The sequence below is a fragment of the Pseudoalteromonas sp. SWN29 genome, assembly GCF_015864465.1.
Taxonomy (GTDB): domain Bacteria; phylum Pseudomonadota; class Gammaproteobacteria; order Enterobacterales; family Alteromonadaceae; genus Pseudoalteromonas.
Window position 1 is genome coordinate 21,776 of record NZ_JADYXE010000048.1, and the last position, 11,571, is coordinate 33,346.

Consider the following 11,571-nt stretch of genomic DNA (forward strand, 5'->3'; position numbering starts at 1 on the left):
TTACTCTACTCCTTGGCGGATCACGTTTGCCGCAATGTCTTTTAGCTGGCTGCTATTGAGCACTTTTTTTATTTTGCTGGCGTAATTTGGATCGGTTGCATAACCTGCTTTTTGTAATGAATCTAAAAAGTCATTTGGTTTTGCTGTATTTTGTAATGCTTCTTGGTAGCGTGGGTTTTGCGTTAAAAAATCAACGAAGTCGTTCACACTATCTTTAATTGAATCGTAGGCTCTAAAGCTGGCTTGTTTTTTAACGGGTGTGCCTTGCTCAAACTCAAGCGTTACTTTGCTTGCTTTGTCGCCTTCCCAGCTTTTATCTGACTTAATATTAAATAAGTTATTTGAGCTGCCACCGTCACTTTTATTAATTATGTGCTTACCCCAACCGGTTTCAAGTGCTGCTTGTGCAACCATTACCGCTGGGTTTAAACCAATTTTTTGCGCTGCAGTTTTAGCGTGTTCCCACACTGAACTTACAAACTCTTCTGTATTTTTAAAGGTTGGGCTATCGGCTTTAGACTCTGCAGTATTAACCTTAGGCTCAGCAATATCGGCTTTAGTGCTCTTAACGATAAGATCGGGTTGATTATTTTTTTGCTCATGAGGAAGCGCTGACCCGACTTGCGTATCGCTAAAAATATCGTTGGTTGTTCTAAGTACAGAGCCTGGCATAAAGTTTTTAGATTCAGGCGATAACTGCTGAACAATTAAGTCGGCAAGGCCTAAAGAGCCATTTGATGAAAGCTCTGTTGAAAGCTGCTGATCGTGCATTTCTTCAAAAAACTTTACGCCACTTGAATTAAATGGGCTGTCTTTGTCTTCAAATGCTTCGTTGGCTTTGCGCATTCCTTTGAGCAGCATTTGCGTAAAAATAGCTTCAAATTGTGCGGCCGCTTTTTTGAGCGCAGCTTTAGAGGCATCAGTTGATGCATCGCCACTGGTTAAGGCTTCTTTACGAAGTGAATCTAAGTTGCCTAAATCAAAAAAGTTTTGCTTATCGAGGTGGTTAGTTTCCATCGGCTTTTTGACACAAAATGAATAATGCAGTTAAAAATGCAAAAATTGAGCCACTACCGATAAAACAAGGAAGATAAAAATAATAAGCTTAAGTTGCTGTAAATAAAAAGCCCTATATCTAATTTCAAAAATATAGGGCTTAAGTAATACGTGATTTATTAGCTTGGATTATTTATATAACAACTAACTGTCCGTTAATTGCCCCGGCTTCTTTTAGTGCTTCTAAAATAGCCATTAGGTCGCCAGGTGCTGCGCCTACTTCGTTAATTGCGCGTACTAAATCGTCAAGGCTTACACCTGGGTTAAATACAAAGGCGCGCGAGTCATCTTGGTTTACATCAATAATACTTTGCTGGGTAACAACGGTATCGCCGTTTGCTAGCGGGTTTGGTTGTGACACATTTTGTTGCTCTGCAATTGTTACTGTTAAACCACCGTGAGTTATAGCCGCAGGTTGAAGCTTAACGTTTTTACCAATCACAATTGTACCTGTGCGCGAGTTAACTATAATTTTAGCAGCCATGTCAGCTGGCTTAAATTCTAAGTTTTCGAGTGTTGATAAGTACGATACTCGCTGGGATGCGTCGCGTGGTGCTATAACACGAATAGAAACAGAATCAATTGCTTGTGCGCTATTTGGGCCAACCAAATCATTAATTGTTTTTTCTAGGCGTTTTGCCGTTGTAAAGTCTGGGCGGTTTAGGTTGAAGGTAATGTAATCGCCTTGCATAAACGGGCTTTCTACGGTGCGTTCAACGGTTGCGCCATTTGGTATACGACCAACGGTAGGGGTATTAATTACAACCTTACTGCCATCAAGACCTTGTGCACCTAAGCCACCTACAATTAAGCTACCTTGTGCTATTGCATACACGTTGCCATCTACACCCTTTAAAAAGGTTTGTAGTAAAGTACCGCCACGTAAGCTGCCTGCACTACCGATAGACGAAACCGTAATATCGATTGTTTGCCCGGGCTTTCTAAATGCGGGTAGCTCTGCATGTACTGCAACGGCTGCAACATTTTTAATTTTAGGGCTTTGAGTTGAAGGTAGCGTAATACCAAAGCTGTTTAGCATGCCTTTAAAGCTTTGTTGTGTATATCTGTTTTGTTCACCAGTTCCTGGTAAGCCAACCACTAAGCCATAACCAACTAATTGGTTAGAGCGTACGCCTTCAACCATAGACACATCTTTTATGCGCTCAGCACTGGCAGTAAACTGCCAACCTAATAACACAACTAAACATAAAGCTTTAAGGCTATTCATGTTACTACCCTCTAAAATGGAAACAGCGAACTGCTAAAGAAACGTGTAAGCCAACCAGGACTTTGCGCTTCTTGCGTTTGCCCTTTACCTGAGTATTGAATACGTGCATTAGCAATACGATTTGATTCAACCGTATTATCGGCGCTTACGTCTTGAGGACGTACTAGCCCTTCTAAACGAATAAACTCTTCGCCAGTATTAAGCGTTAACCATTTTTCACCGCGTATAACTAAGTTACCGTTAGGTAAAACGCGCATTACATTAACCGATATATTGCCAAATAAACTATTTGATTGGTTTGATTTTGAATCGCCCGTAAACGAAGAATCGCTACCAATACCAAACTGAATGCTATCGCCACCTATATTTACAGGTAGGCCACCTAGGCCAATCACTGGGTCTAAGCTTGCATCGGTTTCTTTGTCTGTTTCTGTTTTAGCGGCTTTTGTAGCTTGAGTAGACTCTTGCAGTTTAACCGTAATTATATCGCCAGTACGTAGCGCTTTTTTATCGGAATATAAGTCGTTTGATGTATGAGTATTAAACAATGAACCTGTGGCTACCAGAGGCTCTAAAATAGGCTCGGGGTACATAGGTGCGTAGTAAGGGTCGTCCTGCACTACTTCACTATTTTGCGTAGACATACAGCCACTTAAAAATAATGTGCCCGCTGCAAATAAAATAATATTACGCATAATTCCCCCCACGCTATTAAAGCTGTTGATTGATGTAACTCATCATTTCGTCAACGGCCGAAATTACTTTTGAGTTCATTTCGTAAATACGCTGAGTTTCGATTAGGTTTACTAGCTCTTCAGTTACATTTACGTTTGATGTTTCGAGTGAACCTTGAATAATGCTACCTAATCCTTCAACACCCGGGTTACCTTGTACCGGCGCACCACTTACAGCGGTTTCGGTATAAAGGTTTTGACCGATTGGCTCAAGGCCCGATGGATTAATAAAATCACTAATAGTAAGCTGCCCAATGACGACGTTATCGGCTTGCCCTGCAACACGTACAGATACTTCGCCGTCTTGTGAAACCGTAATTGATTGCGCGTCGTCTGGTACATTCATTTCTGGCTGAATAACGTAACCTGCGCCCGATGTTACAATTCGTCCATCGCCATCGGTAGTAAACTGGCCGTTGCGCGAGTAAGCAATATTGCCATCTGGTTGCAGTACTTCAAAAAAACCTTCACCAGAAATCATCCAATCTAGTGAGTTTTCGGTGGTTAGCATGTTGCCTTGTGTAAACTCTTTTTGGTTAGCTACAACTTTAGCACCCGCACCTAACATTAAGCCCGACGGCATTTCGGTATCTTGCGATGAACGACCACCTGGTTGATTAATATTTTGATAAAGTAAATCTTCAAATATAGCGCGGCTTTTTTTGTAACCTACAGTACTCGCATTCGCTAAGTTATTTGAAATAACCGATATATCGGTTTGTTGGGCGTCTAGCCCCGTTTTACTGATCCACAATGCTGGGTTCATAATATTGTCCTCACTTTAAAGTTAAACAATGCGTAATAGCTGATCTTGACGCTCGTCAATTTCTTCAGCTGTTTTCATTAATTTCACTTGTAATTCAAATTGGCGCTGGTGGCTTATCATGTCAACCATTTCGTGAACAGGATTTACGTTCGACATCTCAAGCGAACCACTTAAAACTTTTACATTGGCAGAGGTATCTACTGTTACATTTGGTTTGGGTCTAAATAAACCATCGTTACCTTTTTCGAGCTGTGAGCTATTTGCTTCAACCACTCTAAGCGTATCTACTTCTTCTAAAAAGTTAGCCGGTGCACCTTGCGGACGGACCTGAATGGCACCATCTTCACTAAACTCAATTTTTTCGAGTGGTACAGGCAAAATAACAGGTCCACCTTCGCCAATAACTTGACGACCATGACTTGTTACTAACATGCCTTGCGCAGTAATATTAAGCGTACCTACTTTGGTATAAGCTTCGTTGCCTGAGGCATCTTGCACGGCAAGCCACGCGTTATCGCTCATTGCGATATCTAAGTCGCGCCCGGTTTGAACAATGCCACCCGATACCATGTTAGAACCCGGACGCTCTTGCATTGAAAATACACGTGTAGGCAAACCTTCGCCAAACGCTTGCATAGAACGCGCCTGTGCAAAGTCGGCTTTAAAACCTGTTGTATTTGCATTCGCCAAATTATTGGCTTTAAGCGCAAGCCCCTGTAGGCTTTGCTTAGCGCCAGAGGCCGCAATGTAGACCATTTTGTCCATAGTATCGACTCACATAAAAAATCTCTGAACTTACAAATGCAAAATAGATGCCAGATTAAATTTGACGCAACATTGAGAGGTATTTAGAAGGGCTAGCAAAGAGGACTTATAAAAAAGGCTGCAAAAATGCAGCCTAATATATTCAATTGAGTGTAACTTATCGAATCTGCAAAATACTCTGCTGAATAGTTGAGTTAACTTCAAGCGCACGTGAGTTTGCTTGAAAGTTACGCTGTGCGCTTATCAGATCAACTAATTCGTTAGTTAAATTAACATTCGATTGTTCAAGAGCTGAAGAATTTATATTACCTAGAGTTCCTGAACCAGGTTCTCCGGCAATAGGTTCACCCGATGTTAAACTCTTTTTCCAAGCTGTATCGCCTACTTGCTGTAAACCTTGCGAATTTGAAAAACGAACCATTGCTACTTGACCTAAAAAAGTTGAATCCCCATTACTATATGAAGCGACAACCTTACCATCCGTACCTATATCTATACCTGCTAGACGACCAACGGTTGCTCCATCTTGCTCAAGGGCTTTTACTTCAAATCGACTTGCATACTGTGTAGGAACTTTATTAGCTGTTCCTGCTTCGTCACGCCAGTTTATTTTTATGTTATCTGGAAAGCTAGCTCCATTTGTCAATAAACCTGACAAATTTGTTGCATCAAGTTCTTTTGGATCAAATGTTGTGTCTGTATTACCTACTCCATCTGTAGTTGAGGGTATACCACTTGCATCAAAGCCAAACTCACTTAGTGCTCCAACACCAGCAGCACCAGTACCGTCGAATGATTCTCCATCCAAAGTTCCATGAGTCTCCCAAGTATTAGAAGCCGTTTTTACAAAGAAAAACTGTAAAACGTGTGGTTCACCCAACGAATCGTAAATTGTTGTTGATGTTGAGGAGTTATAACTTGCACTTTCTGATGAGCTAAATGTGGTTACAGAAGGAATATTTTCTCTTGAATCTAGATTAAACGAACTGTACACAAGAGATGTTGCGCGTGGCGATCCTGAGGAGTCAGGTATTTGAAGTGCTGACGATGTACTCAAGCTAACTGAAGTTGTATCACCTGTAGACTCATCAACAGGAAAACCCTGCAAAAAGTTACCCTTTGCATCAACGACAAAATTATCTTTGTTCAATTTAAATGCACCTGCACGTGTATAGGTAAAATCCTGTGCACCTAGATCTTCACTCATCGCAAAATAACCTTCACCCGTAATAGCTAAATCAAGCGAGTTATTTGTAAATTGCAGTGAGCCTTGATGAAATTGCTGTGCAACCATGGTTGTTTGTACACCATCACCATTTTTAGTCTTACCAGAGCTAAATACTGACGATGCGTAAACATCAGCAAACTCAGCGCGTGACTCTTTAAAACCCGTTGTATTAACGTTTGCAATGTTATTTGCCGTTACGTCTAAATCTTTTTGTGCGGCAGCTAAGCCGGTTAATGCAATATTGAAGCTCATAATTCACCTCTAACCTGTTAATATTTAGCCTGCTGACAGGCGAAGTATAATTAAAATTTATTACGCGATTTCTGCGACATCTGTCAGCCTAACCGCACCTTCTTTCGTATTAATAATAATGCCACTTGAGCCATTAATATTAACGCTTTCAATGTTCTTAAATGTAGCAATGGGTAAGCTTGAAAATTCACCGTCAGTACTTCCTTCAGCTGTCACTGAATATTCACCTTCAGGTAAACGCTCACCAGCTTCATTTTTGCCATCCCAGGCAAAACGTACCGCACCTGCTGGTTGAGAACCCATATCAATAGTTTTTACTAATTGACCTGATGCATCAGTCACTTTAATCGTTAAATTATCAACGGCTTCTTCTGCCACTGCCGAACCTTTAGCATCACCCGTTTCATTTAAATCAAGGGTGTTTGATTCAAGTAAAGCTTGCTTGCCGACAAGTGTTGATGCTTGCAGGGCTGAATTTGATGTCATCGAAGTCGCTAAGCTATCAAAATTCGAATTTAAATCGCTGATGCCTTGCGCCATCGTAAAGCTGGTCATTTGCGCAATCATTTGGTCGTTATCCGCAGGGTTACTGGGATCTTGAAACGACAGTTGCTGTGTTAATAAGGAGAAAAAATCTTCCTGTGTTAACGCATCGCTTTCACCTTCGCTGGTCGCTACTTGCTTTTCTTGCCAGCGTATAGAGTCTAAATAGGATGAAGATGTACTAATATCGTTACTCATAACCTACCCTCGGTTACCGCTGCCCTAGCAACAGTGTTTTACTTAGCATTTGCTTTGCTGCATCAGCAACTTGCACGTTTGTTTGGTAAGAACGAGAGGCAGAAATCATATTTGCCATCTCCTCTACAACATTAACGTTGGGTTTATAGATATAGCCATTTTCATCCGCACTTGGATGGTTTGGGTTATATTCAATTTGTAATGGTGCATTACTTTCAACAATGCCCAAAACTTTAACACCAACTGCGGAGCCCTGTTGATTACTTGCTGATGCTGAAGCTTTTGTTAGCTCAGCCGCAAATACAGGTTGTCGCGCTCGGTACGTTTTGTCTTGAGATGAACTAATGGTATTAGCATTAGAAATATTACTAGCTGTAGTATTTAAGCGAACGTTTTGTGCGCTCATACCCGAACCTGCAATATCAAAAACATTATATAAACTCATAATTTTTATCCTTGACTACCGAGAGCTTTATTCAGACCTTTGAATCTGCCGCTTAAAAATTGCAAGCTGGCCTGATACTCCATAGCATTCTGTGTATACAAGTTTCGTTCCACTTGTATATCAACCGAGTTACCATCACCTGTATCTGATTGATTTGGAAGACGAAATGATTCAGAACCACCCATACTATGAGTACCTCCACCAATATGTTTATCGTTAGTTCTTACCATAGTATTGCCGCTTTGTTGGGTTGACCTTGCCGCTTTTAATGCCGAAGCAAAGTCTATATCTTTTGCTTTATAGCCAGGCGTATCAGCGTTAGCTATATTAGTTGCAATTAATTCTGCTCGCTGTGAACGGATCAACATGGCTTGCGGATGCACACCTAATGCTTTATCAAAACTGATAGCCATAACCTTCTCCAAAAAATTGACTTACCCATGAATAAAGCAAAAAATAAGCCATTTATAATAAGGGTAGTTATATTTTTATAAGGTCATGTATCTAAATAGAAAAACGACGCTGAGTGCGTCGTTTTAGGGAAAGGAATTAGCTTAATTATTTCTTTTGGTAAATAATACCGGGGTTGCATCTAACCATATCGAACTCAGTACTTAAGCCAGTCAAAGACTCTGATGCACCTAAAAATAAGTACCCTTTTGGATTTAACGCTTGTGCAAACTGATTAATAATTTTAGCTTTTATTTCAGGTGCAAAGTAAATAAGTACATTACGGCAAAAAATAATATCAAACTTGCCCATTAACGCGTACGAATCAAGCAAATTTAAATGCCTAAAACTAACTTGTTTTTTTATTGTATCGTTTACTTGTGCCATACCGTTGCCACTATCTTTAAAAAACTTTTTACGGCGTTCTGCCGATAAGCCTCTGGCAAGTGCAAGCGCGTCGTATTCTGCATTTTTACACATATCAAGCATGGTATTAGATATATCTGTGCCAATAATTTGCGCGCCCATACGTAGCACGCCAGGTTGCTTAGCTTGAAACTCGGCAACCGACATAGCAATCGAGTAGGGTTCTTGCCCTGATGAACTGGCAGCAGACCAAATTTTTAGTGGTCTTCTTAACTCTTTAAATTCAGGAAATAATTTATTTTGAAGTAATTCAAATGGGTATTGATCTCTAAACCATAACGTTTCGTTTGTGGTCATTGCATCAACAACAGCGGCTCTTAATTGCCGCTCATGAAGGCCAAGTGTTTTACTTACTAATTGTGATAAAGATTCCACATTAAATCGAGCCATGAGTGGAGCAAGTCGACTTTTAACTAAGTATTGCTTGTTTTCACCTAAAACAATACCGCATTGCTGCTCTAAAAACGAACGAAACTGGTCGTATTCACTTTGCTGCAAATCTTTATTATTCAAATCAATAACACCTATTTTTATTGGTCACTATGAACCCATTTTTTAACCGCAGTTGCTAACTCATCAGGGTTAAATTTGGCGATAAAATCGTCAGCACCTACTTTTTCTATCATCGCTTGGTTAAACACACCACTCAATGATGTATGTAAAATAACATGTAATGGTGCAAGCTTAGGATCTGCTTTTATTTCGGCTGTTAATGTATAACCGTCCATTTCTGGCATTTCAACATCAGAAATAAGTAATGCAACTCGCTCAGTAATGTCGTTTTTACAATCAAGTTCTGCTATTTCTTTAAGCCTAATTAAAGCTTCTTTACCATTTTTAGCAAGCTCTGTTTGAACACCTAGCGGCTCTAGGGCACGTTTAACTTGATTACGCGCAACAGCGGAGTCGTCTGCAATAAATACGATACGCTCGCCTAAGTCTTTTTGAATGTCGCCACTTTGTGCAACTTCAGCACTTACTTCTGTATTTACTGGGCAAATTTCGTTGAGAATTTTTTCTACGTCTAAAATTTCTACTAATTCATTTTCGATTTCGGTCACGGCTGTTAAATATGAATAACGCCCAGCACCTGATGGCGGTGGCATTATTTTTTCCCAATTCATATTTACAATACGCTCAACCCCGCCCACTAAAAAACCTTGAACCGAGCGGTTGTATTCGGCAATGATAATAAAGCTGTCTTTAATACTTTCTATTGGGCGCCCACCTACAGCCATTGATAAATCAATTACTGAGATAGTTTGACCACGAATATGAGCAACACCACGAATATAAGCATTCGATTTTGGCATGCTTGTAAGAGGAGGACATTGCAATACTTCCCTCACTTTAAATACATTAATGCCAAAACGCTGACGCCCTCTGAGCTTAAATAAAAGTAATTCTAGGCGGTTCTGCCCAACCAACTGTGTGCGTTGGTTTACTGAGTCTAAAATGCCTGCCATTCAAATCTCCTAAAGAAAACAAATAATGCGGAACGATAATTGCTTTCTATTTATAAAGCTACATAACATCGCGGGAGCGTCTACTTTTTGACGCAAAATATTTATACCCTGTTTGAAACCATAAGCATAGTCGAAACATTATGAGTTTGTTAAAAAAAGTCAGAAGATACAGTGTTTTTTATTTTGTTGCTAGCCTCTGCTTTGCATTACCTTTGCAGGCCAAAGTATTTAGCAAAGATTTATTACAAGAGATGGCTGTTGCTTATATAACTGAGCAAATTGGTACATTAAAAAATACTAATATGCAATTAAGTGCACTGCCTTTAGACAGTCGTATTCCTGATCGTATTTGTAATTCTGACCTTGAATTATCAACTTCCGATGAACCACCATTTAACCGCCAAGTAACTTTACAAGCTAAATGTAATGATGCTCAAACATGGGCTCAATATGTTCATGTAAGAGTTGTTGAAATGGCGCCCGTTGTTGTTGCAATTGCTAACTTAGCTCGTGGTGAGGTAATAACTAAATCGCATTTGAGTGTTGAAATGAAACCAACTCACTTTGTAAGGGTGCAATATTTAGATGATCCCACAATTTTAATAGGTAGCAGAAGTAAACGAAATATTAGAAGCGGGATGCCCGTTTTACTAAACCAAATTTGTATGGTTTGTAAGGGGGATTCTGTTAATATTTACGCAAACCTCAGAGGCCTTAGAATTAAAACAACAGGCATTGCTTTAGAAGACGGTACTTTGGGTGATCAAATACAAATTAAAAACAAAAAATCAGGTAAAATTTTAAATGCACGAGTAGATGGTGTAGAGTCTGTTCAAGTAAATATTTAATTTAGATTTATACTAAAGTATCCTACGTATATGCCGATAACTTGGCATAAGTTGGGCAATATACAGGTTTATTATTATGGTTAGTCAAGTTAATGGTAGTAATCAACAAGCTAATGCACTTACAAATGCAAAGCAACAACAGGTTGATTTAAAAAAAGATAATACAAATACACAAGCTGCTCAAGCTCCTTCGCCTAAAGCTGCTAGTGATTCTGTAAGTTTAACGCCACAAGCACAGCAATTAAAAACGCTTCAAGATAAAGCGCAGCAATCGCCTGGCTTTGACAGCGACAAAGTTGCTGAGCTTAAAAAAGCGATTACTGAAGGTAAATACCAAGTGGATAGTGAAAAGCTTGCCAAAAATTTAGCTGATTTTGAGTTTAACGTATATGGCTGATCATAATAGTTTAATTAGCGTCAAACTAAACCAACAAGTGAGTTGCTTAGACTCTTTGCATACGCTATTGAACGACGAGCTTACTGCTATTGCCTCACGACGTGGTGCTGGTTTAAAAGAAATTGCCCAACAGAAAATGTCTTTTTTAACTAAGTTAAGCACCCTTGATAAAGAACTAAGTAAGCTAATTGCTAGTAACGACTCACAAAATTCTGAAATATCTGAGCTAATAAGCCAAGTTAAAACCCAACTGGCTCAATGCCAAAAACAAAATAATGTTAATGCTCATGCCGCTCGCCAAGCGCAACTAAGCGTTAAACAATTAAAAGAGATATTAATTGGCGCACCAACGTCAATGACCTACGACCAAGCCGGTAAGTCTGTAAACACCGAGAGTAAACTGGTTCGTAACTTAAAAGCGTAAGCCTAAAAATTTACATTAAAAAAGCCTTATTGATAAATCAATAAGGCTTTTTTAATGTCCTTTATTCTTAAATAGCGATATAAATATGATTAGGGCGTGTTGCTCTTTGGTGGGTGAATTTGCAGCAGTATGTTTGGTTTTTAGGCAAGGCGGAGCCTATGTAGTGTGGTTATTCCCCATGAATAGGCGATAACGCAGCATAAATGCCAAACATGCGCTGCCCGAAGGGTTCTGCCTAGGGGAAATTTACTCTTTGTTGCCTACATGGATGTCATAGGTAGGTACTTAAGAAAAATTTTAAGTGCAGCCTTAAAAATTTGGCTCTACCCCATATTGAAATACGCC

The 11,571-nt window shown here is 39.7% G+C and carries 14 protein-coding genes; 3 read left to right on the forward strand and 11 right to left on the reverse strand.

What is annotated here, in order from left to right; genetic code table 11:
* The 11 genes from flgJ to I6F53_RS16495 all read right to left on the reverse strand — a co-directional run bounded on the left by flgJ (position 1) and on the right by I6F53_RS16495 (position 9,557).
* The gene (gene flgJ, locus I6F53_RS16445; RefSeq protein ID WP_197240359.1) at positions 1-1,017 is read right to left on the reverse strand and encodes a flagellar assembly peptidoglycan hydrolase FlgJ; all 1,017 of its coding nucleotides are present in this window, start codon (positions 1,015-1,017) and stop codon (positions 1-3) included.
* A 172-nt stretch (positions 1,018-1,189) separates the two neighbouring features.
* Entirely contained in the window at positions 1,190-2,284 is a 1,095-nt protein-coding gene (locus I6F53_RS16450) for a flagellar basal body P-ring protein FlgI (protein ID WP_154903518.1), read from the reverse strand.
* 11 nt (positions 2,285-2,295) lie between these two features.
* Positions 2,296-2,979: a flagellar basal body L-ring protein FlgH gene (gene flgH / locus I6F53_RS16455; protein WP_197240361.1), complete on the reverse strand. Its 684-nt coding sequence runs from the start codon at positions 2,977-2,979 to the stop codon at positions 2,296-2,298.
* Between the two features lie 16 nt (positions 2,980-2,995).
* The gene (gene flgG, locus I6F53_RS16460; RefSeq protein ID WP_002959420.1) at positions 2,996-3,784 is read right to left on the reverse strand and encodes a flagellar basal-body rod protein FlgG; all 789 of its coding nucleotides are present in this window, start codon (positions 3,782-3,784) and stop codon (positions 2,996-2,998) included.
* Between the two features lie 21 nt (positions 3,785-3,805).
* The gene (flgF, locus tag I6F53_RS16465; RefSeq protein WP_197240363.1) at positions 3,806-4,549 is read right to left on the reverse strand and encodes a flagellar basal-body rod protein FlgF; all 744 of its coding nucleotides are present in this window, start codon (positions 4,547-4,549) and stop codon (positions 3,806-3,808) included.
* Between the two features lie 157 nt (positions 4,550-4,706).
* Positions 4,707-6,029: a flagellar hook protein FlgE gene (gene flgE, locus I6F53_RS16470; RefSeq protein ID WP_197240365.1), complete on the reverse strand. Its 1,323-nt coding sequence runs from the start codon at positions 6,027-6,029 to the stop codon at positions 4,707-4,709.
* Positions 6,030-6,089: 60 nt separating this feature from the next.
* Complete coding sequence (locus I6F53_RS16475; RefSeq protein WP_197240366.1) at positions 6,090-6,770, reverse strand: flagellar hook assembly protein FlgD; 681 nt, start codon at positions 6,768-6,770, stop codon at positions 6,090-6,092.
* Between the two features lie 13 nt (positions 6,771-6,783).
* A complete protein-coding gene (flgC, locus tag I6F53_RS16480; RefSeq protein WP_024595786.1) occupies positions 6,784-7,215 on the reverse strand; it encodes a flagellar basal body rod protein FlgC in 432 nt (143 codons plus the stop codon).
* Positions 7,216-7,220: 5 nt separating this feature from the next.
* Positions 7,221-7,628, reverse strand: coding sequence for a flagellar basal body rod protein FlgB (gene flgB, locus I6F53_RS16485; protein ID WP_197240368.1), 408 nt, complete (start codon positions 7,626-7,628; stop codon positions 7,221-7,223).
* 145 nt (positions 7,629-7,773) lie between these two features.
* Positions 7,774-8,604 (reverse strand): CheR family methyltransferase, encoded by an 831-nt coding sequence (locus I6F53_RS16490; RefSeq protein ID WP_010553245.1) that lies wholly within the window; start codon positions 8,602-8,604, stop codon positions 7,774-7,776.
* 17 nt (positions 8,605-8,621) lie between these two features.
* Entirely contained in the window at positions 8,622-9,557 is a 936-nt protein-coding gene (locus I6F53_RS16495) for a chemotaxis protein CheV (protein WP_197240370.1), read from the reverse strand.
* Between the two features lie 140 nt (positions 9,558-9,697).
* On the opposite strand from I6F53_RS16495, the gene flgA reads away from it, so the two are divergent.
* The 3 genes from flgA to flgN all read left to right on the forward strand — a co-directional run bounded on the left by flgA (position 9,698) and on the right by flgN (position 11,226).
* Positions 9,698-10,405, forward strand: coding sequence for a flagellar basal body P-ring formation chaperone FlgA (flgA, locus tag I6F53_RS16500; protein ID WP_197240371.1), 708 nt, complete (start codon positions 9,698-9,700; stop codon positions 10,403-10,405).
* A 76-nt stretch (positions 10,406-10,481) separates the two neighbouring features.
* Positions 10,482-10,802 carry a flagellar biosynthesis anti-sigma factor FlgM gene (gene flgM / locus I6F53_RS16505; RefSeq protein WP_197179224.1) on the forward strand — a complete coding sequence of 107 codons (321 nt, stop codon included), beginning with the start codon at positions 10,482-10,484 and terminating at the stop codon, positions 10,800-10,802.
* Positions 10,795-11,226: a flagellar protein FlgN gene (gene flgN, locus I6F53_RS16510; protein ID WP_010553241.1), complete on the forward strand. Its 432-nt coding sequence runs from the start codon at positions 10,795-10,797 to the stop codon at positions 11,224-11,226. The genes flgM and flgN overlap by 8 nt, the downstream gene beginning before the upstream one ends.
* Positions 11,227-11,571: the final 345 nt, after the last annotated feature.